General features: G+C 74.4%; 21 protein-coding genes. 11 read left to right on the forward strand and 10 right to left on the reverse strand.

Features of this window, described 5'->3' with window-relative positions; translation table 11 throughout:
- Positions 1-9 precede the first annotated feature (9 nt).
- From rpsA to ACZ58N_RS12070, 4 genes are all read left to right on the forward strand, one after another.
- Entirely contained in the window at positions 10-1527 is a 1518-nt protein-coding gene (rpsA, locus tag ACZ58N_RS12055) for a 30S ribosomal protein S1 (RefSeq protein WP_281206708.1), read from the forward strand.
- 241 nt (positions 1528-1768) lie between these two features.
- Entirely contained in the window at positions 1769-2707 is a 939-nt protein-coding gene (locus ACZ58N_RS12060; RefSeq protein ID WP_281206709.1) for a PAC2 family protein, read from the forward strand.
- A gap of 143 nt (positions 2708-2850) precedes the next feature.
- On the forward strand, positions 2851-3462 hold the full coding sequence (gene coaE / locus ACZ58N_RS12065; protein ID WP_471158029.1) for a dephospho-CoA kinase: 612 nt from the start codon (positions 2851-2853) through the stop codon (positions 3460-3462).
- A 228-nt stretch (positions 3463-3690) separates the two neighbouring features.
- On the forward strand, positions 3691-4029 hold the full coding sequence (locus ACZ58N_RS12070; RefSeq protein WP_471158320.1) for a tetratricopeptide repeat protein: 339 nt from the start codon (positions 3691-3693) through the stop codon (positions 4027-4029).
- 67 nt (positions 4030-4096) lie between these two features.
- Here the strand turns inward: ACZ58N_RS12070 and ACZ58N_RS12075 are convergent, their stop codons facing one another.
- Positions 4097-4357 (reverse strand): DUF6343 family protein, encoded by a 261-nt coding sequence (locus tag ACZ58N_RS12075; protein WP_471158030.1) that lies wholly within the window; start codon positions 4355-4357, stop codon positions 4097-4099.
- A gap of 149 nt (positions 4358-4506) precedes the next feature.
- Positions 4507-5166 carry a hypothetical protein gene (locus tag ACZ58N_RS12080; protein WP_471158031.1) on the reverse strand — a complete coding sequence of 220 codons (660 nt, stop codon included), beginning with the start codon at positions 5164-5166 and terminating at the stop codon, positions 4507-4509.
- A gap of 129 nt (positions 5167-5295) precedes the next feature.
- On the opposite strand from ACZ58N_RS12080, the gene ACZ58N_RS12085 reads away from it, so the two are divergent.
- From ACZ58N_RS12085 to ACZ58N_RS12095, 3 genes are all read left to right on the forward strand, one after another.
- Positions 5296-6978, forward strand: coding sequence for a helix-turn-helix domain-containing protein (locus ACZ58N_RS12085; RefSeq protein ID WP_471158032.1), 1683 nt, complete (start codon positions 5296-5298; stop codon positions 6976-6978).
- Between the two features lie 140 nt (positions 6979-7118).
- On the forward strand, positions 7119-9986 hold the full coding sequence (locus ACZ58N_RS12090; protein WP_471158033.1) for a DEAD/DEAH box helicase: 2868 nt from the start codon (positions 7119-7121) through the stop codon (positions 9984-9986).
- The gene (locus ACZ58N_RS12095; protein ID WP_471158034.1) at positions 9983-11188 is read left to right on the forward strand and encodes an SWIM zinc finger family protein; all 1206 of its coding nucleotides are present in this window, start codon (positions 9983-9985) and stop codon (positions 11186-11188) included. The genes ACZ58N_RS12090 and ACZ58N_RS12095 overlap by 4 nt, the downstream gene beginning before the upstream one ends.
- On the opposite strand, the gene ACZ58N_RS12100 is transcribed toward ACZ58N_RS12095, so the two are convergent.
- Positions 11169-11717 (reverse strand): hypothetical protein, encoded by a 549-nt coding sequence (locus ACZ58N_RS12100; RefSeq protein ID WP_471158035.1) that lies wholly within the window; start codon positions 11715-11717, stop codon positions 11169-11171. The two genes, ACZ58N_RS12095 and ACZ58N_RS12100, sit on opposite strands and share 20 nt — an antisense overlap.
- A gap of 127 nt (positions 11718-11844) precedes the next feature.
- On the opposite strand from ACZ58N_RS12100, the gene ACZ58N_RS12105 reads away from it, so the two are divergent.
- Entirely contained in the window at positions 11845-12561 is a 717-nt protein-coding gene (locus tag ACZ58N_RS12105) for a chaplin (RefSeq protein ID WP_471158036.1), read from the forward strand.
- Between the two features lie 215 nt (positions 12562-12776).
- On the opposite strand, the gene ACZ58N_RS12110 is transcribed toward ACZ58N_RS12105, so the two are convergent.
- The gene (locus ACZ58N_RS12110) at positions 12777-13424 is read right to left on the reverse strand and encodes a DUF2293 domain-containing protein (RefSeq protein WP_471158037.1); all 648 of its coding nucleotides are present in this window, start codon (positions 13422-13424) and stop codon (positions 12777-12779) included.
- A gap of 144 nt (positions 13425-13568) precedes the next feature.
- Between ACZ58N_RS12110 and ACZ58N_RS12115 the strand changes: the two genes are divergently transcribed.
- Entirely contained in the window at positions 13569-13937 is a 369-nt protein-coding gene (locus ACZ58N_RS12115; RefSeq protein WP_471158038.1) for a cupin domain-containing protein, read from the forward strand.
- 139 nt (positions 13938-14076) lie between these two features.
- Here the strand turns inward: ACZ58N_RS12115 and ACZ58N_RS12120 are convergent, their stop codons facing one another.
- Complete coding sequence (locus tag ACZ58N_RS12120; protein ID WP_471158039.1) at positions 14077-15522, reverse strand: WGR domain-containing protein; 1446 nt, start codon at positions 15520-15522, stop codon at positions 14077-14079.
- 92 nt (positions 15523-15614) lie between these two features.
- Between ACZ58N_RS12120 and ACZ58N_RS12125 the strand changes: the two genes are divergently transcribed.
- The gene (locus tag ACZ58N_RS12125; protein ID WP_471158040.1) at positions 15615-16283 is read left to right on the forward strand and encodes a nucleoside/nucleotide kinase family protein; all 669 of its coding nucleotides are present in this window, start codon (positions 15615-15617) and stop codon (positions 16281-16283) included.
- A 99-nt stretch (positions 16284-16382) separates the two neighbouring features.
- Here ACZ58N_RS12125 and ACZ58N_RS12130 read toward each other — a convergent pair whose 3' ends face one another.
- Together ACZ58N_RS12130 and ACZ58N_RS12135 are read right to left on the reverse strand one after the other, a co-directional pair.
- Entirely contained in the window at positions 16383-17288 is a 906-nt protein-coding gene (locus ACZ58N_RS12130) for a carbohydrate kinase family protein (protein WP_471158041.1), read from the reverse strand.
- A complete protein-coding gene (locus ACZ58N_RS12135) occupies positions 17285-18217 on the reverse strand; it encodes a pseudouridine-5'-phosphate glycosidase (protein WP_471158042.1) in 933 nt (310 codons plus the stop codon). Before ACZ58N_RS12135 ends, ACZ58N_RS12130 begins: the two co-directional genes overlap by 4 nt.
- Before the next feature lie 349 nt (positions 18218-18566).
- Between ACZ58N_RS12135 and ACZ58N_RS12140 the strand changes: the two genes are divergently transcribed.
- Complete coding sequence (locus tag ACZ58N_RS12140; RefSeq protein WP_471158043.1) at positions 18567-18947, forward strand: cupin domain-containing protein; 381 nt, start codon at positions 18567-18569, stop codon at positions 18945-18947.
- A gap of 46 nt (positions 18948-18993) precedes the next feature.
- Here ACZ58N_RS12140 and ACZ58N_RS12145 read toward each other — a convergent pair whose 3' ends face one another.
- The 3 genes from ACZ58N_RS12145 to ACZ58N_RS12155 form a co-directional block, all read right to left on the reverse strand.
- Complete coding sequence (locus tag ACZ58N_RS12145) at positions 18994-20208, reverse strand: MFS transporter (protein ID WP_471158322.1); 1215 nt, start codon at positions 20206-20208, stop codon at positions 18994-18996.
- 288 nt (positions 20209-20496) lie between these two features.
- A complete protein-coding gene (locus ACZ58N_RS12150) occupies positions 20497-21060 on the reverse strand; it encodes a methylated-DNA--[protein]-cysteine S-methyltransferase (RefSeq protein WP_471158044.1) in 564 nt (187 codons plus the stop codon).
- Positions 21061-21168: 108 nt separating this feature from the next.
- Positions 21169-22092: a glycerophosphodiester phosphodiesterase gene (locus ACZ58N_RS12155; RefSeq protein WP_471158045.1), complete on the reverse strand. Its 924-nt coding sequence runs from the start codon at positions 22090-22092 to the stop codon at positions 21169-21171.
- Between the last annotated feature and the right edge of the window lie 82 nt (positions 22093-22174).

Genomic DNA, 22174 nt, shown 5'->3' on the forward strand with positions numbered 1-22174 from the left:
CTTTCCCACATGACGAGCAGCACCGAGACCACCGCCACCACCCCTCCGCAGGTAGCGGTCAACGACATCGGCGACGCGGACGCGTTCCTCGCGGCGATCGACGAGACGATCAAGTACTTCAACGACGGCGACATCGTCGACGGCGTCATCGTCAAGGTGGACCGGGACGAGGTTCTCCTCGACATCGGTTACAAGACGGAGGGCGTGATCCCGAGCCGCGAGCTCTCGATCAAGCACGACGTCGACCCGAACGAGGTCGTCAAGGTCGGCGACGAGATCGAGGCCCTGGTTCTCCAGAAGGAGGACAAGGAAGGCCGTCTGATCCTGTCCAAGAAGCGCGCTCAGTACGAGCGCGCCTGGGGCACGATCGAGAAGATCAAGGAAGAAGACGGCATCGTCACCGGTACCGTCATCGAGGTCGTCAAGGGTGGTCTCATCCTCGACATCGGCCTCCGCGGCTTCCTGCCGGCCTCGCTCGTCGAGATGCGTCGCGTCCGCGACCTCCAGCCCTACGTGGGCAAGGAGCTTGAGGCGAAGATCATCGAGCTGGACAAGAACCGCAACAACGTGGTCCTGTCCCGCCGTGCCTGGCTTGAGCAGACCCAGTCCGAGGTTCGCCAGACGTTCCTCACCACCCTGCAGAAGGGTCAGGTCCGCTCCGGCGTCGTCTCCTCGATCGTCAACTTCGGTGCCTTCGTGGACCTGGGCGGCGTCGACGGTCTCGTGCACGTCTCCGAGCTGTCCTGGAAGCACATCGACCACCCGTCCGAGGTTGTCGAGGTCGGCCAGGAAGTCACCGTCGAGGTCCTCGACGTCGACATGGACCGCGAGCGTGTCTCCCTGTCGCTGAAGGCGACGCAGGAGGACCCGTGGCAGCAGTTCGCCCGGACCCACCAGATCGGCCAGGTCGTCCCGGGTAAGGTCACCAAGCTGGTTCCGTTCGGTGCGTTCGTCCGCGTGGACGAGGGCATCGAGGGTCTGGTCCACATCTCCGAGCTGGCCGAGCGCCACGTGGAGATCCCGGAGCAGGTCGTCCAGGTCAACGACGAGATCTTCGTCAAGGTCATCGACATCGACCTTGAGCGTCGCCGGATCTCGCTGTCGCTGAAGCAGGCCAACGAGTCCTTCGGTGCCGACCCGGCGTCGGTCGAGTTCGACCCGACCCTGTACGGCATGGCCGCGTCCTACGACGACCAGGGCAACTACATCTACCCCGAGGGCTTCGACCCCGAGACCAACGACTGGCTTGAGGGCTTCGACACCCAGCGCGAGACGTGGGAGCGCCAGTACGCCGAGGCGCAGGTCCGCTTCGAGCAGCACCAGGCGCAGGTCATCAAGAGCCGCGAGGCCGACGAGGCCGCTGCTGCCGAGGGCGCTGCCGCCCCGGCCGCCGGTGGCAACACCGGTGGCGGCGCCAGCCTCTCCGGTGGTTCCTACTCCTCGGAGTCGGACGAGACCTCGGGCGCCCTGGCGTCCGACGAGGCCCTGGCCGCGCTCCGCGAGAAGCTGGCCGGCGGCCAGAGCTGATCGCAGCGCGCATCACACTCCGGTGTGAGTTGAGCTGAGCCCAACGGCGAGGCCCGTCCCCTTCGGGGGGCGGGCCTTTCCGCGTTCCCTGCCCGGGACCCGACCCGCGCGCGGGGGCCGGCCCGCACCCGTCGACTGCCGTCCCGCGGTGTCGCAATCCTGCGAACGGCGTCAACTGGGGAATGCCGACGGCGCCTTGAACGTTCTTGGCAGAGAACGCCGCGAGGGAGGAATGGTGACAGTGCTTGATCCACAGGGTTTGTACGAATGGGACGCCAAGGGCCTGGCGGTGGCCGACCTGGCACTGGCCCAGGACTCGGCCGGACTGGTCATGCTCTACCACTTCGAGGGGTACATCGACGCGGGAGAGGCCGGCGAGCAGATCGTCGAGCGCCTCCTGGAGACCCTGCCCCACCAGGTGGTCGCCCGTTTCGACGCGGACCGCCTCGTGGACTACCGGGCCCGCCGGCCGCTGCTCACCTTCCAACGCGACCACTGGACCGAGTTCGAGGAACCCCGCCTGGAGGTCCGCCTCGTCCAGGACGCCACCGGCGCACCCTTCCTGCTGTTCTCCGGCCCGGAGCCGGACGTGGAGTGGGAGCGTTTCGCGGTCGCCGTCCGACAGATCATCGAGCGGCTCGGGGTCAGGCTCTCCGTCAACTTCCACGGCATCCCGATGGGCGTCCCGCACACCCGGCCCGTCGGCATCACCCCGCACGGCAACCGGACCGACCTGATGCCCGGCCACCGCAGCCCGTTCGACGAGGCACAGGTGCCCGGCAGCGCGGAATCGCTCGTCGAGTTCCGCCTGGCCCAGTCCGGGCACGACGTCCTCGGCGTCGCCGCGCACGTACCGCACTACGTCGCCCGCTCCCCGTACCCCGACGCGGCCCTGACCGCGCTGGAGGCGATCACCGCCGCGACCGGGCTCGTCCTGCCCGCCGTCGCACACGCCCTGCGGACCGAGGCGCACCGCACGCAGACCGAGATCGACCGCCAGATCCGCGAGGGCGACGAGGAACTCGTCACCCTCGTCCAGGGCCTGGAGCACCAGTACGACGCCGCCGCGGGGGCCGAAACCCGCGGCAACATGATCGCCGAACCGGCCGAGATCCCCTCGGCGGACGAGATCGGCCGCGAGTTCGAGCGGTTCCTGGCGGAGCGCGAGGGAGAGCTGTAGAGCGGCGGAAGCCCATGACCGGGCCCGGGTGGCCCGTCATGGGCTTCCGGCGTCGGGTCCGGGGGCTGTCGTCGAACTCCCGTCGTCGGCCGGAGCGCCCCGGGACGGACGGGAGTTCGACGACAGGGTCTAGGGTGCTGACCATGTTGAAAGTGGGCCTGACAGGCGGAATCGGTGCCGGCAAGAGCGAGGTCTCGCGGTTGCTGGCGGGGTACGGGGCGGTGGTCGTCGACGCCGACCGGATCGCCCGGGAGGTAGTGGAGCCCGGCACCCCGGGCCTCGCGGCCGTGGTGGAGGCCTTCGGGGAGTCCGTGCTCACCGCGGCCGGAGAGCTCGACCGGCCCGCCCTGGGGGCCATCGTGTTCGGTGACCCGGAGAAACTGCGCACCCTGAACGCGATCGTGCACCCGCTGGTCGGGGCCCGCTCCGCCGAGCTGGAGGGCGCGGCCGGGCCCGACGCGATCGTCGTCCACGACGTACCGCTGCTCACGGAGAACGGCCTCGCCGCCCTCTACGACCTCGTCGTGGTCGTGGACGCGTCCCCCGAAACGCAGCTGGCCCGGCTGACGGCGCGGCGCGGGATGACCGAGGAGGACGCGCGGGCCCGCATGGCGGTCCAGGCCACGCGGGAACAGCGGCTCGCGGTGGCCACCCTCGTCATCGACAACGACGGCCCGCTGGAAGCGCTGGAACCCCAGGTGCGGGCGGTGTGGGACCGACTCACGAAGCGGGCCGGCGGGGACGCCGGGGCCTGAGGGCGACGGGGCAGCGCACGGCGTTCGCCCCGGCGCGGAACCGCACCGGTACGGGCCGGCGCCGGTGCGCGAGGGCGCCGGGGTGGAATAGCGCGGGCGGACGCGCGCGTTGAACGCGCCCGTAGAGGGAAGGAAGACACCGTGTCCGATACCACGCCCCCGCAGCCCCCGTCCCGGCCGTCAGGTGGTCCGAGGTCTTCCGGTTCCGCGAGCCCCGAGACGCACGTCATCGACTTCCGGGCCGCCGAGCAGTTGCTGGCCGCCCGTGACCCCCGCGGAGCGGTCAAGCTCCTCGACTCCGTCATAGCCGCCCACCCCGAGAACACCGCCGCCCGGCTGCTGCGCGCCCGCGCGTTCTTCGCGGCGGCGCAGCTGCGGCCGGCCGAGCTGGAATTCGAGCTGGTGCTGGAGCGGGAGCCGGACAACGCCTTCGCCCACTTCGCGCTCGCCCGCACCCACGAACGTTCCGGGCGGCGCGAGCAGGCCCGCCGGCACTTCCGGCTGGCGGCCGCCCTCGACCCGCAGCCCGAGTACCTGGCGGCGGCACGGTTCGACGACAACCCGTAGGTCCGGCGACGACCGGCGGCCCGGGCGACGCCCCGGGGGCCCGGCGCCGCCCCGGGGGTGGGACCGCCTAGCGGAGTCGCGGGGGTTCGTACGGGGGCACGTCACGGCCCGGCTGGTAGTGCGCGCCCTGCCGGATGTGCCGGGTGACGACGACCAGGTCTACGGCCGCCAGCAGCGCCACGATCCCGCAGGCGGCAGCCCAGCCGGGCCGGGCGGCCAGTGAGAAGGCGACCGTCCCGGCCGCGGCCCAGAGCAGCCCCCACAGGCTCAGCCAGAACCGCAGCCGCAGTGGACTGCGGGCGGTCACCGGTTCGTTTCCGGAGCGCATGCCCATCGCCTCGTCCCGCGTCGACTCGGCCTCGGATCGCCTCCCCGCCGCGAGCGAACCCGGCCGATCCCTCCGTTCCATGGTCCCACCCGGGGGCGGGGCGGCGTCCCCGGGACCTGCCGGGACCACGGAACCTCGGGACTTCGCGCCTACGGGTTGAGCTTCTTGACGGCCGTCGTGGTCGTCTTCTTGAAGGCGGGGACGGGGGCGTCCGTCAGGTGCCCCATCCGGCCCCAGTTCACGACGGTCACCGTCGCTCCGTCCCGCCCGATGCCGAAGAGGTGCACGCCCGGCTCGGACTCCGGGATGGAGGCGTGGACCCCGTAGACGTGCGCGCCCTCCTCCACGGCGATCTTCCCGTAGTCCTGCCAGGAGGCCGTCCCGCCCGGGGTCGCGCGCAGCCAGTCGGCGGCGCACGCCGCGACCTTGCGCTCCAGGGCGGTCACGAGCTTGGCGGCGGCGGCGTTCGAGGCGGTCCGCACGGAGATCTGCGTGGCGCCGGTGTCGAGCTCGGTGCCGAAGGTGCGGTGCCAGCTGCCGGTCGCCGGCAGGGCCCCCTCCAGGCAGAACGGCGCGTTCTCCGGCAGCCCCTTGGTGACCTTCCCCGCGAACCAGGGGGAGGAGGAGTGCGGCGGGAGGTCGGTCCCGTTGAGGAAGCCGGGCGCGGTCACGGCGGCCGTCGCGGTCGTCGAGGTGGTCAGGAGCAGGGCGGCGGCGCCCGCGAGGACCGCGGTGGCCATGGCGGAGGTGGAGCGTCGGAACACGGTGTTCTCCCCGTACGAAGTGCGGTTGAAGGTCGACTGCGGCAACAGCCTTCCCCCGTTGCGGGGTGTCAGGCCAGGGAACCCGCCGGATCCGGGACACTGGAACGGCCGTACATGCCGTCACCTGGGGGAACACCCCCGGGTGGAACGGAGTCACGGGACGGGGGGAGTGCTGTGGGCGAGGCTGAACGGCCGGTCAAGGGATCGGCCGAGGCGGAGGCGTTCGCGCGGCTGATGCGCGAACTGAAGGAACGTGCGGGAGTGAGCTACGGGCTGCTGGCCCGGAGGCTGCACACCAGTACGTCGACCCTGCACCGGTACTGCAACGGGGAGGCGGTGCCCGCGGAGTTCGCGGCCGTGGACCGCTTCGCGCGGGCCTGCGGGGCGACGGGCGCCGAGGCGGTGGAACTCCACCGGGCCTGGCTCCTGGCGGACGCCCGCCGGCGGTCATCGGTACCGGCGGCGCCGGTGGCGGCGACCGGGGAGGCCGCGGAGGCCGCGCCGGTGGCGGCGGCGACCGGCCGGGGTCCGCAGGCGCGTCCCGAGGAGGTCTCGGACGACCCCGCGCCCGAGGCGGCGTCCGGGGAGCTGCCGGACAGCGTGCGGGCCACGGAGCCGGGGGTGGAACCCGAGCCGGTGGCGGAACCCGAGCCGGTGGCGGACCCCGAGCAGGAGGCCGAGTCCGCGGAGGGGGCCGGTCCGGAGCCGGACCCGGCGGCGGCGCCGGCGGTCCCGGAGACGGCCCGGGAGGCCGTTCCGGGGGACGTTCCCGACGCCGTTCCGGACGTCTTTCCAGCCGTTGTTCGTGACGCCGCTCCGGATGCCGCGCCAGCGCCCGGGCCCGCACCCGTTCCCGCCCCGGTGCCCGAACCCGGTTCGGGGAGCGGCTCCGCCCCCTCGCAGGTTTCCGTGCCCGCCCCCGGTGCCGTGGGCGGGCGGTGGGGTCGGCATCGGCGGCGGATGGTGGTGGCCGCCGCGGGCGCCACGGCCGCCGTGATCGTGGCCGGAGTGCTGGCCGCCGCCGGGCCGGAGGGGCCTTCGGCACACGCCGGACCGGCGGGCAGCACCTCCGGCGTCTCACCGACGCCCTCCCGCCCGCCGGCGGCCGGGGCATCACCGGTGCCCTCCGTTTCGGTGTCCGCCCCGTCCACCGGCTCCCCGACGGCCCCGGCGACCGTCCCGGCCCCGCCCGCCGCCTCACCACCCGCACCGTCACCGTCACCGTCGACGGCGCCCGCACCGGCCGTGGCGCCGCTCAAGGCGGCCGTACGGTCCCACGTGTGGGCGGCGGGCTGCGAGCACGCCTACCTCTCGGAGCGGGCGCCGACGGAGGTGCCCCCGCCGCCCCTGGAGCCCGACGCGGCCGCCTGGGCGCAGGCCCAGCGGGCCGTGCACGCCGGGAGCCAGACCGTCGAGGTCACCCTGCACGGGGCGGGTGAGGGGGCAGTGGTCCTCCAGGACCTCCAGGTACGGGTCACGGCGCGGCGCACCCCGCCCGCCTGGAACGTCTACCAGATGTCCCAGGGCTGCGGCGGGGCCCTCACCCCGGCCGGTTTCGCCGTCAACCTGGACGCGCCCCGGCCGCTGGCGCGCCCCGTGGCGGGCAACGACGGAGGGGACCGGCTCCCGGCGCCGGCGTTCCCGATGCAGGTGTCGGCGGCGCAGCCCGTCGTGCTGCGGGTGGTGGCCGCCGCCACGGGCTGCGACTGCGACTGGTACCTCGAACTCCGCTGGAGCGGCCCCACCGGATCCGGCTCCCTCCGCCTCGACGACAACGGACGGCCCTGGCGGACGAGCGCCACCAACGGCCGGCCCGAGTACGGCTTCGCCGGTGAGCAGGGCCGCTGGACGAAGTAGCCGGGAAGTCCCCCGTGGAGGGGGCGTCGCCGCAGGTCAGCGGTGTTGTCGGTGGGCGCGCCTAGACTCGGCGGCAGTGGATCCGCCATGACCGGGCGGAGCCGGGCGAGCAGGACGGGAAGGGGGACCACGGCGCCGTGATGCCGCTAACGCAGTCGCAGTCGCAGTCGCAGTCACAGCCGCACGGGCGGCCGGAGCCGCCGTCGGTGGTGGCCCTGCTCCGCTGCGCCCCCGTGTTCCTCCCGGCCGCCGTGCCCCGCGAGGGGCGGGTCGCCTTCTGGAGCCCGGCCGGGGACCCGCTGCCCGAGGCCGGGAGCCCGTCCCCGATCCAGGTGGTCCGGCCGCACGGCGACGGGGTCCGTACCCATACCGTTCCTGCCGTCTCCCTGTCCGTCACCGAGGCCCTCGCCGTCCTCGTCCACGCGCCGCGCAGCGCCGCCGCGTCGCCCGCCGCCCGGGCCTGGGGCACCGCCGCGGTTCAGGCGCTGTCGCTGGTGGCGCGGGGGCGGCTGCTGCCGGGCGTCACCCCCGAGGGCGTCGACGCGTGGCGGGCCGGCCCGCTCGACGCGCAGGACGTCGGGCACCTGCGGGCCGTCGCCGCCGCCCTGCCCCACGAGGGGTACGCCACCCCGCTCGCCGGGCGTCGTCCGCTGACCCTGCCCGAACCGGAAGCCCTGGTGCGGGCCTTCCTCGACGCCGTCGCCGACACGCTGCCCCGGACCCCGGCGGCACCCTTCGCCGCAGGGCGACCGTTCGCCGCGCAGGAACCGCAACGGGTGCCGGGGATACAGGAATGGGCCGCGCAGGTCGCGGCGGGCGCCGACACGGGGGTGGGCATCTCGCTGCGCCTCGACCTGTCGTCGTTCCGCCTGTTCGACGAGGCGGAGCCGCAGGACGTGCGGCGTGCGGGTGCGGCCGTCGTCCAGGTCCACAGCCTCGCCGATCCGACGCTCGTGACCGACGCGGGCCTGCTGTGGGCCGGTGCGGCCACCGCCGCGTTCGGGCCGCGCGCCCGGATCGACGCCGTGCTCGCGCTGCGCCGCGCCGCCCGGATCTGGCCGCCGCTGCTGCGCCTGCTCGACCAGCCGGTACCGGACGCGCTCGCGCTCTCGGATCCCGAGCTGGAGGACCTGCTGGGCGCCGTCGCGCCCCGCCTCGCGGCGGCCGGAGTGCTGGTCCACTGGCCGCGCGAACTGGCTCGTACGCTGGCCGCGACCGCCGTCGTACGGTCCGCGGCGCCGGGCTCCGCCACCGACGGCACGGCCTTCTTCGACGCGGCGGGGCTGTTCGCCTTCTCCTGGGAGCTGGCGCTGGGCGGCGACCGGCTCACCCCGGGGGAGATGGACGCCCTCGCCCAGGCGCACCGGCCCGTGGTGCGGCTGCGGGACCAGTGGGTGCGGGTCGATCCGGCGCTGGTGCGCAAGGCCCGCAAGCGGGAGCTGGGGCTGCTGGACCCGGTGGACGCGCTGGCCACCGTCCTGAGCGGGACGGCCGAGGTCGACGGTGAGCCGGTGCCCGTCGTTACGGTGGGTGCGCTGGCCGCGCTGCGGGACCGGCTGACCGGTGACCTGCCCGCGGTCGCGCCGCCCGCCGCCCTCAAGGCGACGCTGCGGGACTACCAGCTGCGGGGCCTGGCCTGGCTCGACCTGATGACCTCGCTCGGTCTCGGCGGTTGCCTCGCCGACGACATGGGTCTGGGCAAGACGGTCACGCTCATCGCGCTGCACCTGCACCGGGACCGTCCCGAGCCCACCCTCGTGGTCTGCCCGGCCTCACTGCTCGGCAACTGGCAGCGCGAGATCGAAAGGTTCGCACCGGGCACGCCCGTCCGCCGCTTCCACGGCGGCAGCCGCACCCTCGACGGCCTCGACGGCGGCTTCGTCCTCACCACCTACGCGACGATGCGCGCCGGAGCGGCCCGGCTCGCCGGGCAGAGCTGGGGCATGGTCGTCGCCGACGAGGCGCAGCACGTGAAGAACCCCCATTCGGCGACGGCGAAGGCGTTGCGGACGATTCCGGCGCCGGCCCGCGTCGCGCTCACCGGTACCCCGGTGGAGAACAACCTGTCCGAGCTGTGGGCCCTGCTCGACTGGACCACCCCGGGGCTGCTCGGCCCGCTCACCGCCTTCCGCGCCCGGCACGCCCGCCCGGTCGAGCACCAGCAGGAGGAGGACGGCGGGAACGAGGCCGCGGTGGCCCGGTTGGCCGCGCTGGTACGGCCGTTCCTGCTGCGCCGCAAGAAGTCCGACCCCGGCATCGCCCCCGAACTGCCGCCGAAGACCGAGACCGACCATCCGGTGTCCCTCACCCGTGAGCAGGCGTCCCTCTACCAGGCGGCGGTGGAGGAGGCGATGGCCGTGATCGAGGCGAGCGAGGGCATCGAACGCCGCGGCATGATCATGAAGTTGTTGGCCTCGCTCAAGCAGATCTGCAACCACCCCGCCCAGTACCTGAAGGAGGAGCCGCCCCGGATCCCGCACCGGTCGGGCAAACTCGCGCTGCTCGACGAGCTGTTGGACACCATCCTCGCGGAGGGCGGCTCGGTACTGGTGTTCACCCAGTACGTGACGATGGGCCGGATCATCGAGCGGCACCTCGCGGCCCGGGGCATCTCCCACCAGTTCCTGCACGGGGGGACGCCCGTGCCGCGCCGCGAGGAGCTCGTCGACCGCTTCCAGTCCGGGGAGGTGCCCGTCTTCCTGCTGTCCCTGAAGGCGGCCGGCACCGGACTCAACCTGACCCGCGCCGGGCACGTCGTGCACTTCGACCGCTGGTGGAACCCGGCCGTCGAGGAACAGGCCACCGACCGTGCCTACCGCATCGGCCAGACCCAACCCGTCCAGGTCCACCGGATCATCGCCGAGGGCACCGTCGAGGACCGCATCGCCGAACTCCTCGAAGCCAAACGCGCCCTCGCCGACGCCGTCCTCGGCTCCGGGGAATCGGCCCTCACCGAACTGACCGACCGCGAACTGGCCGATCTCGTCTCGCTGCGGAGGCCCGCATGATCACCGCGCGGGACGACCGGCGCCGCACCTTCGAGACCGTGCCGGCCGGGCTGGAGGCCGCCACCTGGTGGGGACGGGCCTGGGTCGCCGCCCTGGAGGCCCGCGCCCACGACGCGGCCCGACTCGCGCGCGGCCGTACGTACGCCACCGAGGGACACGTCGACGCCGTCACGGTCACCCCCGGCCGGATCGTGGCCTACGTGCGCGGCAGCAGGGCCCGCCCGTACCGCACCGAACTGGCCCTGGCCGCCTTCACGGACGGCGAATGGGCGGAGCTCCTGGAAGCGGTGGCGGCGGACCCGTCGGCCCTCGCGACCCTGCTGGAACGGGAGGTCCCGCAGTCCCTCGCGGAGACGATCCTGCCCGGGGCCGGCGAGCTCGTACCGCGCTGCTCCTGCCCCGACACGGCGCGGCCGCCCTGCAAGCACGCCGCCGCCCTCTGCTACCGGGCGGCGCGGCTCCTCGACCAGGACCCGTTCGTCCTGCTGCTGCTCCGGGGCCGGGGCGAGCGCGAACTCCTCGACGAGCTCGCCCGCCGCAACGCCGCCCACGCCGCCCGCGAACAGCCCGACGCCGCACCGGACTTCCCCGGCGTGCCGGCCCGGGCGGCGGTGGCCCGCGCCGTCCTGCCCCCGCTGCCCGCCCCGCTCGCGCCGCCCCCGGCCGCCGGCCTGCCGCCCGCCTACCCGGCCGAGCCGGGCGCCCCGGACCCGCTGGCCCTCGACCAACTCGCCACCGACGCCGCCGCCCGCGCCCTCGCCCTGCTCACCACCGGGGACGACCCCACGGGACACCTCACGCTGTGGCAGGACGCCGTCCGACTGGCGTCGGCCCACCACACCGCGGGGCTCACCGGCCCGGCCCGCGGGCTCTATCGCGACCTCGCGCGCGCCACCGGCCGCTCCACCACCGAACTCGCCCGGGCCGCCGCGGCCTGGCGGCAGGGCGGGCGGGCCGCGCTCACCGTCCTCGACGAGCCCTGGGACCCCCCGGCCGGACCCTTCGACCGGGCCCGCCCCGCGCTCCTCGCCGCCGGGCTGGGCGCCTTCCGCCCCGAGCGCAACCGCCTCACCGACCGCACCCGTCAGCTCCGTCTCAGCCGTGAGGGGCTCTGGTACGCCTACGAGTCCCGTGCGGGCGACGAGGACTGGTGGCCGGCCGGCGCACCCTCCCCGGACCCCGTCAGCGCTCTGCCCCGCTGATTCCGCCCGCCCAGCGGGTCAGGGCGGTGAAGTCCCGAGGCCGTAGACCGTGTCGGGGCAGGACCTTCAACAGCAGCGCCGGAGCCGGGTGATGGGCGGCGACCCAGGCCCGGTCCCGCGGCGTGATCATGTCGTCGACCCAGGCGAAGGGGCGGCCCGCCGCCCACTCGGTGAGCGCCCGCGTCTTCCAGGAGAGCCCCTCGGGGTCGCGGGCGAACAACTCCGGCCACTCGACGACCCGCAGGTCGGTGGGAAGACCGATGTGCGGGGAGATCATCGTGTTGGCCTGGTGCGTCCACGCGGTCGCCCAGACGATTTCGAACGGCAACCCCAACAGCCGGGCACCGTGGGACGGGTGGAGCCGGACCCGCGCCCCGCGCCGGGCCGCCCGCGACTCGGGGTCCCGGTAGGAGAGCCAGACGTCCGGTCGCATCCGGTGGCTGGTGTAGCCGCGCAGCGAGGCGAAGGGGGAGCGGAAGGGATTGAGGGGGCCGTCCACGTCGAGCAGGAGCAGCGGTCGTTCCGTCATGAAGTAGGCACTACCCAGTACACGATGGAGTGAAATGCCTATCGCCTCTATAACCCGAATGGGTTTACGGCGTTGTTTACCGGTGTGGGGGCAATGCCCCCAATCCCTCCGGAAGGCAGGAAAACTGATGCGTCACAGTCGTCGGAACGGCTTGATCGCGGCGATGGTCGCGAGCGGTGGACTGGCGGTCGCGGGGGTGGGCGGTCTGGCCCACGCCGATGCGGAAGCGGGCGGGAGCGCGGAGCGCTCGCCGGGCCTGTTGTCGGGGAACCTGGTGCAACTGCCCGTGCACACCCCGGTCAACGTCTGCGGGAACACGGTGAGCGTGGTCGGCGTCCTCAACTCCGCCGCCGGTAACCGCTGTACGAATTCCTCACCCGGGGGAGGAGATCGTGGTCCGAGTGCCTCCGGGCCGTCCGACCGGGGGGCTTCCGGTGCCGGGTCCGCGGCGGCCAACGGCGGCGGAGCGGTGGCCCGGGGAGACGCGAAGGGTTCACCGGGGCTCCTGTCGGGCAACGGCATCCAGCTTCCCGTCCAGCTCCCGGTCAACCTCAGCGGCAACTCGGTGAACGTCGTCGGGATCGGCAACAGCTCCCACGGGAACACCTCGATCAACGGGGAGACCCCCACCCAGGGCAAGCCGCCGCAGCCGGTCACACCCGTCACGCCGGTCACGCCCGTCACCCCGCCCGTCGCACCGAGGCCGGTGACGCCGTCCGCCCCGCCGCGCCACACCTCGGCGCTCGCCCACACCGGCTCCGAGGGCCTCGGCTACCTGCTGCCGGCCGGCGGCGGGCTCCTCCTCGGCGGCGTGCTGCTGTACCGCCGCTTCCGTCTGAACTAGGGCCTGTCGTCAAACTCCCGTCGTCGCCCGCAGGGGCGACCGGAGTTCGACGCCGTCCCGAAGCTCTCCACAGGTCTCGGCGGCGGCCCCGGGCCGCAGGACCGCACGCCCCCCCCCGCTCACGGTCCGCCCCGGCCCGGGGCGGACCGTGCCCGACCGCCGACCGCCGACCGCCGCGCCGACCGCCGTCCCTGTACCGGTCGCCGGACGCGCGGCTACGTCCGCCAGCCGTTCAGGATCGCGTCGATCCGTTCCGCCAGCCGGGCCCGGGCGGCGAAGCGGGGGACCCCCGCCATCAACAGGGCGTCGTACTCGGTGTCGGTGTGCCGCACGGCGGCCCGGACCGCCACGGACACCGCCAGTTCGTCGAGGGCCCGGCCGGCCGCGGTGCGCCCCACCCTTCCGCTGCCGCGCAGTGAGGCGTGCGCGGCGATGGCCCGCGCGCGGTCCGGAGGACACCCGGGGAACAGCCGCAGGATCTCGGCGGCGAAGGCGGCGGTGAACCGCACGTCCTCGGCGGTGCGCCGCAGCCGGTCACGTTCGCGTCGGCGGGCCCGCGCGTCCGCGTCCGCGAGGCAGGCCCGCTCGGCGCGCGCCAGCGCGGCCTCCTCGACGAGCAGCCCCTGCCGTTCGTAGCGTCGGCGGCGCCTGTGGCGGCGTACGACCACGGCCGACAGCGAACTGGCCTCCCGGGCCCGCCGGGTGAGCGCCGTATCGCCGCGCGGCAGGTAGACCAGGTGCCCGAGGTCGGCGCAATCCAGGCACCGGGGCACGCCCGCCTCGCGGACGAGGTGCCGCAGCGGGCCCTGCCGACAGTCCGCGCAGTGGATCTGCTTCTGTGACTCGAAAACGACGGGACTCATACAAGGGTGATACCGCTGACCGGTGCGTATATCACCTTGTACAGATAGGCTGTTAGCCTTTCATCAACTCTTTCCGGACGTCATGATGTCCTCCTACCGTGAGTCGGATCGGGTGGGCCACGGGGGGCCCGTGGAGGAGGGCGCATGGGCGGACGACAGGCGATGGCGAGGCGCCCGAGGGCGACGGTGCCCTCGGACCTGATGCGACGGGAAGTCGTCATAGAGCCCGGTGGCTGCACGGGCTGGCACTACCACCAGGTGCCGCTGATGGCGGTGGTCAGGGCCGGAACCCTGACGCGGATCCTCGATGACAGCACCGTCGAGGTGCACACCGTCGGCGACACCTTCGTCGAACCGGAGGGCCTCGACCACGTCCACCTCGGCCGCAACTTCGGCAGCGTGCCGATCGTCCTCCACGTGACCTGCGCCCTCCCGCCCGACGCCCCCTTCGCGACGGCCGTGCCGGCCCCGCTCGGCGCCGCCCCCTGCGGCTGTCCGGAGCACCGCCCCTGAACGAGGCCGCGCCGAGGCACGCCGCCGGGCGGGTCCGGCCGGTGCCCGTGGAGACCCCCGTCCACCACGGACACCGAACGCACCCGCCCGACCGCCCGACCCGCAGCCTGCGGTCCGACCCCGTCGATCCCCCGCCCGCTCAGACCAGTCGGCGGATCTCCCCGCGCACCCGGTAGAAGCCCCCGGCGGCCGGGTGCAGTCCGTCCACCACGTACCGGGCCCCCACCTCACGGATCCCACGCGGGAACTGCACGTGCCACGCGGAGTCGAAGCCCTCGGAGACGACCTGCACCCGCATCCGGGCCCCCTGCTGGACGCACTCCACCACGACACCGCCGACCGGCACCGAGGCCCGCGAGACCGTCGCCACCGCGGCGGCCGAGGCCGCCGGGGTGAAGACCGGGAGAGCCGCCGCCGACTTCACGTCCACCGCGGTCGGGACCGAGCCCTGCTGGGCGGCCGCGATGGCCGTCTCGCTCGCGTCCACGCACACCAGCGAACCGTCGGTGGTCACCAGGTACAGCCGCCCGTCCAGGTACTGCATCGACAGCGCCGAACCACCACCGGTGCCCAGCTTCCACAGCCGCTGCCCGTCGGCGTCGAAGCAGTACACCGACGACGACGAGTCACCCGCGAACACGTGCCGGCCGTCGGGCGAGGTCGCACAGGAGTACACGGCCGCGTCGCACGGGTACGAGGCCTCGACCGCGCCCGTCGCCTTCGACAGCCGCTGCACGGTGTTGCGCACCGTCCCCGCGTACACGGAGTGCTCCTCCTGCCACCCGAACAGGACCCCGCCCGGGGTCTTCGTGTGCCACAACTCGCCCGTACCGTCCGCCGCGTAGGCCGTCACACCGTTGCCGTGGCCGTGGTAGACCGCCCGCTCGTCCGCCCGGACCATCCACGCGCCGCCCCCGGAGGACTTCCGCGACCACTGGTGCTCGTCCTCGTGGTCGATGACGGTCAGGCCGCCGTTCGCGTCCGAGACGTTCAGCACGCCCTCGTGGATGTCGAGCCAGTAGATGTCCACGTCCGCCGCGATGCCGTAGGCCCCGAACGGGACCTTCGACGAAAGGTCGTACACCGTGCCGTCGTCGCAGCCCGCGTATATCCAGAAGTCGTCCGCGACCAGGCACTTCACCCCGTCCGGCAGGGAGTACCGGGCCAGCACCTCACCGCCGTGGCTCACCGTGTAGACGTCACCGGCCTGGTTGCCGACCCAGCAGCGGTCCTCGTCCACGTGGATCCCGAACGCCGAGGAGCCGGTACGGAACCGCCACAGCACCGGGGCCACGGCGCGCGCCGTCGACGGCGCCGACGCCACCTGGCGGCGGGTCACCGAGCGAGCGGCGCGCGCGCCGCGCACCGCCGGCGCGTACCCCTTGCGGACCTTCTCGCCGACCTTCTTGGCCGCCGCCGCCCGCGCCTTGTCCACCGTCGGGAAGGAGGAGGACTGCACCTGGCCGTCGGCGCCGATGCGTCCGTACCGCACCTGGACGGTGGTGCCCTCCACCGTCACCTCGTAGAACTTGTGCGCCGCGCCGTCGTCCTGGGACAGTTCCAGGTACGTCGTCTCCCGAGCCATGACAGACCCCTCCTCCGAACCGGGCCGCCGGCTCCTGTCCACCGGTGATCCCCACGTGGGAAAAACTAGGCCCCGCCACTGACAATGGGCGAGTGCAGCTCCAAGCGATCACTTGGCAGCGGCTGGCCGGACGGCTCGCCGCCCACCTCGACAGCTCCGGCGGGGTCCCCGCCGACGACCCTCCCGGCGGGCCGGGGCGGGCGACCTGGCAGCGCGTGGGCATCGACGGCGCGCCCGCCGCCGCGACCGACGTCCTCGCCGGTCACCTCGCCGACGCGCTGGGTGCGCAAGGCCGTTCGGTCCTGGTCGTGGGCGCCGGGGGCTTCCTGCGGCCGGCCTCGCTCCGCTTCGAGTACGGGCGCCACGACGTCGACTCCTACCTCGGTGGCTGGTACGACACCGGCGCCCTGTGGCGCGAGGTCTTCGGCCCGACCGACCCGGGCGGCAGCGGGAGGGTGCTGCCCGACCTGTGGGACCCGGTGACCGACCGGGCCACCCGCAGCCCCTACGTGGAACTCGCCCCGGGCAGCGTGGTGATCGTGCACGGACCGCTGTTGCTGGGGCACTGGTTCCCCTTCGACCTCAGCGTGCACATCGGGCTGTCGCCCGGTGCCCTGGCCCGCCGCACCGAGGAGTCCGAACGCTGGACGCTACCGGCCTTCGCCCGCTACGCCCGGGAGACCGGCCCGGCCACGGCCGCCGACGTCCTGGTCAAGGCGGACGATCCGCGCCACCCGGCCTGGAGCGGGTTGCCGGACTGAGCCGGCGGTGAGTCGGGCGGGGCCGGCCGTCGCAAGGGGGCGGCGATCGGCGGGTGGTGGCCGGGGGAGTCGGCCCGGTCGGTGCCCGGCCGGATCGTCCTACGAGGGTCGGCCGCCCAGCCGTCCGACCGCCAGGGCCGCCGTGCGGCATCCCGCGCGCGCCGCCTCCACCGGGTCCGCGCCGTCCAGGCGGGCGGCGAGGAACCCGCCGGTGAAGGCGTCCCCGGCCCCCGTGGAGTCCACCGCCTCGACGGTCTCCGCCCCGACCTCGGCGGTGATCCGGCCGCCCTCGGCGACCAGCGCCCCGCCCGCGCCGAGCGTCACCACCACCAGCCCCGCCCGCCGGCTCAGCTCGACGGCCGCGCGGGCCGGCCCGGCCGGCTCCGGCAGGCCGGCCAGCAGCCGGGCCTCGTCCTCGTTGGGCAGGAGCACGCCGACCCCGGCCACGGCGGTCAGGAACCGCTCCCGGCCCAGCACGGCGAGGAACCCCGCCGAAGCGGGGTCCACGCTCACCGGCACCCCCCGCGTACGGGCCGCCCGCAGGGCGACCAGGGCCAGTTCGCGGCTGGAGTCGGCGAAGAACAGGTACCCCGACAGGTGCAGGTGCGCGGCGTCGTCCAGCAGGGCCGGCGCCCAGTCGGCGGGGCACAGGCGCAGCGAGGCCCCGCTGTCGGTCAGGAAGGTGCGCTCGGCGTCCTTGCCGACCAGGGCCACGACCGTCCCCGTCGGTTCCGACCCGTCTATCACCAGTCGGGGCCGCACGCCCGCGTCGACCAGGGCCCGTTCGTGCCAGCGCGCCGAGTCGGAACCCACCCGTGCGAGGAGGCGCACCTCCGCCGTCCCCGTACGGGCCGCCCAGCACGCGGCGTTGGCGCCCGCGCCGCCCGGCAGGGTGCGGATCCGGGCGGCGGTGTCGGTCGCCGGAGCCAGGGGTTCCGCGTGCACCGCCACGACGTCCGTGACCACGTCGCCGACCACCAGCAGCGCCCCCGGTGCGCCGGTCACGATCGTGCCGCCCAGGCCCGGGCGATGCGGGCCCCGAGCCGTACGTTGCCCCGTACCGCCGCCAGGTTCGCCTCCAGCGAGGCGCCACCCGTCGCCCGCACCAGGAACCCCAGCAGGAACGGCGTCACCGCCTGTCCCGTGATGCCCCGTTCCCGGCACTCGGCCAGGGCCTCGGCCAGCACCCGGTCGTGGAGTTCCGGATCCAACTGCTCCCCGAGCGGCACGGGGTTGGCGACCAGCAGGGCGGAATCCGGCCCTCCGACGGCGTCCTGGGCGGCCATCACCGCGGCCACCTCCTCCGGCCGGTGCACGGTCCAGTCCACCGGTTCGCCGGAGTCGGCCAGGTAGAAGCCCGGGAAGCGGGTCGTGCCGTAGCCGAGCACGCCCACCCCCAGCGTCTCCAGCCGCTGGAGCGTCGCCGGTACGTCCAGGATCGACTTCACCCCGGCGCACACCACCGTGATCCGGGTCCGGGCGAGCAACGACAGGTCCGCGGACTCGTCCAACGACCTCGCCCACTCGCGGTGCACCCCGCCCAGCCCGCCCGTGGCGAACACCCGCAGCCCGGCCCGCGCGGCGAGCAGGGCCGTCGCCGAAACGGTCGTCGCCCCGGTGGCGCCCGTCGCCAGGGCCGGAGCCAGATCCCGGTGGCCGAGCTTGCGCACGTCCCCGCCCGAGGCGATCCGTTCCAGGCGGGCCTTGTCGAGCCCCGCGTGCGCGACCCCGTCGAGGACGGCGACCGTCGCCGGGACCGCGCCCTCCGACCGGACCAGGGCTTCCAGTTCCAGCCCCACCTCCAGGTTGCGGGGACGGGGCAGGCCGTGCGCGATGATCGTCGATTCCAGGGCGACGACGGGCCGCCCCGCGTCGAGTGCCTCGCGCACCTCTTCGGACAGGACCGGGACCTCGGCTGCTCTGTGGTGTGGCATGTCCCCATCCATGGCACGTGATTCGCGCCCCCAAACGCGCTGTCCCCGCTCCGGCGCGAACCTGTCCGAGTAGCGTGCCCCCGCGGTCACGGGCGGCCTCCACGACGAACGCGGCCATCGCCGGGACCGCCCCGGGGCGGAACACGTGCCACGACGTCACGGACACCGGCCCCGAACCTCGGGCCACCGCCCGCGCCGCCCTGGCCGAAACCCGGCGCTTGCCCGTGCCCCTGCGCGGGGCCCGGCGGACGGCGTCCGTACCCGCTCGACGCAATGACGCGTCCGGGCGGCCCACGCTGGACGCTCTGAACACCCCGTGCCCGGCGCCCCGGCCCTAGGCTGACGCGCCATGAGCACCCATGACCACGGCACCGCCGCCCCGCCCTCCTTCGCCCTCTCCGTCGCGGACCTCCCCGACGCCGAGCTGGAGAGGGAGGACCTCGACCCCGCCCAGATCCTCTCCGGCACCCCCGTGGTGACCGGCAAGGTGCTGTGGGAGTCCGCGGACGGCTCGCAGATCAGGGGCATCTGGCAGATCACCCCCGGTGTGGTCACCGACACCGAGGCCGACGAACTGTTCGTGGTCGTCAGCGGCCGCGCCACCATCGAGGTCGAGGGCGGTGCGACCCTGGAGGTGGGCCCCGGCTCGGCCTGCGTCCTGCGGGAGGGCGACAGGACCACCTGGACCGTCCACGAGACGCTGCGCAAGGCCTACCACATCAACTGCTGAGCCCCACGGGAACCGCTTCCCCCCGGGACCCGGCCACGAGGGCGTCCTACGAGTCGGCGGCCGCCCGGTCCTTCGTCGGCCCGGGGTGGCGCCGCGCCGTGAACAGGGCCAGAGCGGCCATCGGCAACAGCAGCGCGGCACCGATCGCGTTGAGCCAGCCGTAGCCGGCCTGGGACATGACCAGGCCGGCCGCGGCGCCACCGACACCGGCGGCGGTGTTCATCGTCAGGTCGCTCAGGCCCTGGACGGCGGCCCGCACGGGCTGCGGCACCGAGTCGGTCAGCAGCGCCGACCCGGCGACCATGCCGGCGGACCAGCCCAGTCCGAGCAGGAAGAGGCCGAGGGCGCTCTGGGCGTGGCTGCCGTCGGCGGTGCCGGCGAGGAGCGCGGCGAAGGACAGCAGCCCGGCCGCCAGGCCGATCACGGAGAGCCGGCCGAGGCGGTCGGCGAGCCATCCCATGACGGGGGAGAAGGCGAACATCCCGGCGATGTGCCCGCTGATGACGAGGCCGACGAGCCGGAGGTCGGCGCCGTGATGCCCCAGGTCGACCGGGGTCATCACCATGATCGAAACCATGGTGGTGTGCGACACCGCGACGGTCACCAGGGCGAGGCGGGCCCGCGGCGACGCCCTGACGGCGGCGAACCCGGCGCGCAGTGAGCGTCCCTCGCGGCCCTGTTCCGCGACCGGGGCCAGGGCCCGGGCCGTCAGCAGGGGATCGGGCCGCAGGAACACGCCGAGCAGCGTGCCGGTGAGGACGAAGACGGCGGCGGCCCAGACGAACGGACCGGCCGTCTGGGGTATGGAGGTGCCGGCGAAACTGTCACTGGCCGGGGCCGACAGGTTGGGTCCGAGGACCGCGCCGACGGTGGAGGCCCAGACGACCACGGAGATCGCGCGGGCCCGGTGATCGGGCTCGGCGAGGTCGGCGGCGGCGAACCGGGCCTGGAGGTTCGCGGAGGACGCCGCCCCGAAGGCGGCCATGCCGATCATGAGCAGCGGGAAGCTCCTGACCGTGGCGGCCAGCACCACGAGGCCCGCGCCGAGCGCTCCGACGGCGTACCCGACGACGAGCCCGGGCCGCCGCCCCCTGGCCGTCATCAGGGCGGCCAGCGGCAACGAGACGAGCGCGGTGCCGATCACCGCCGCCGTCGAGGCGAAACCGGACAGTGCCTCGGTGCCGCTGATCTCGGTGGCCAGTACGGGAGCCAGGGCGATGCTGATCGGCACGCCCAGCCCGCCGATGGCCTGGGCGGCCATCAGGACGCCCGAGATCCTGCGCCGGATCCGCGGCAGCGCGGCCGGGTCGACCGGACCGCCCTTCCCCGCCGGGGCGCGGGAACCGGCCGCGGCGCCGGGGGCGGCCCCGGGGGAGGCGGTCACGCCGGACACCCCCGTCGCGGGCACGGGGGCAGGGTGCGGGCGGTGAGGCCTGATGCGGCAGGAGTCGTCACGGCGGAAGTGTCCCACCCGCCTCCGCGCGGGGGAACCGGATACCGGCCCCCGCCCCGGCCGGGAGGCAGGCCCGCCGGGACGGTGACGCGCAGGTCAGAACAGGGGCTGCGGAAGTACTCCCTCCAGCGCGAGGAGGATCCGCTTGGTCTCCACGCCGCCCCCGAAGCCCCCGATGCCGCCGTCGTTCTCCACGACCCGGTGGCAGGCCACCACCAGGGGCAGCGGGTTCGAACCCATGGCGTTGCCCACGGCCTGCGCCGCCCCCGGCTGCCCGACGCGGCCGGCCAGCTCCCCGTACCCGACGACCGACCCGTAGGGCACGGACCGGTCCAGTTCCAGCAGCACCTGGCGGTTGAAGCCGGAGCTGAGCCGCCAGTCCAGCGGCAGGTCGAAGCGCCGCAGCGAACCGGCGAAGTAGGCCTCCAGCTGCCGTATCGGCTCCGCCAGCAGCACCTCCGCGCCCGGTCGCGGCCGGACGGCGTCGGCGCCGAGCCGCGAGATCAGCGCGCCGATCATCCGGTCGGCCCGGTCGGGTCCGGCATGGAACTCGATCCGGACCAGCCCCTCGGGGGTCGCGGCCAGGAGCAGGGGACCGATGTCACTGGCGACGACGGTCCATTCGAGGTGCGGCCCGCGGGGCCGCTCGGTGCTGTCCACGCGTCCACCGTACGGCCCCGCACCGACAGCGCGGTCGGTGTCCGCGGGACCGGGCCGCGGTGTGCCGGCTCGGGGCCGACCGGTCCGCGGGTGCCGGTCGGGCGGGCCTCAGAACCCGCCGACGGCCTCGCGCACCACGTCGGGGGCGTTCGTGATGATGCCGTCGACGCCCATGTCCCGGACCTTCCGGGCCGTGGCGGCGTCGTCGACGATCCAGGTGGCCACCTCCATGACCCGGCCGTGGGCCCCCCGCAGCCGGTGCACCGCCTCGACCCAGTCGGCGGAGATCGTGGCGTGCCAGGGATTGATCCGGTCGGCGAACTCCGCGTACCGGGGCAGATCAGCCACGTCCGGGGTGCCCAGGAACGCCGTGACGAGGTCCGGGCGCAGGTCGTGCACGATGCGGACCGAGTCGGCGCTGAAGCTCTGCACGACCAGGCGCTCCGCGACGGGCCGCTCCTCCAGCCAGCCGGCCTCCTCCAGCACCTCCAGGGTGTCCTGCTCGATCCCCGGGTAGAGCTCGGGCTTCTTGATCTCCAGCAGGAGCCGCTGCCGGTTCATGCGCAGCCGGTCCAGGTACGCGCGCAGCGTCGGTACCCGGGCCCCCGCGTGGCCGCCGTCCCCGAACCAGCTCCCCGCGTCCAGCCGGGCGATCTCGGCCGCCGTGAAGTCCCGGACCCGCCAGGGCCTGCGGTCGGGGAACACCTCCTCCACGTCCGTCGTGCGCGCCAGGGTGTCGTCGTGGATCACCACGAGCTCGCCGTCGCTCGTGCGCTGGACGTCGTTCTCCACCCAGTCGAAGCCCAGCTCCCTCGCCACGTCGACCGCTTCGAGGGTGTTCTCCGGGGCGTAGGCCGAGGCCCCCCGGTGCGCGTACAGGACGGGTCCTCCCAGCCCCGTCGGGCCCGGCCCGGCCGAGGGGGCGGCGGGTCCCGGGCCGGGGGCGGCGGTCGCGGCCGTCCCGCACAGCACGGTCAGGGTGAGCCCCAGGAATGCGGCGGCGGCCGCGGCGGCCGGTCGGACGACGTACATCTGCGGTACTCCTCGGGTCGTGAGCCGTTTCGTGCGTCAAACGGGCGCGGGACGCCGGACGTTGCGGCGGTGTACCGCGGAG

This window comes from Streptomyces sp. NPDC040432, from assembly GCF_055595445.1.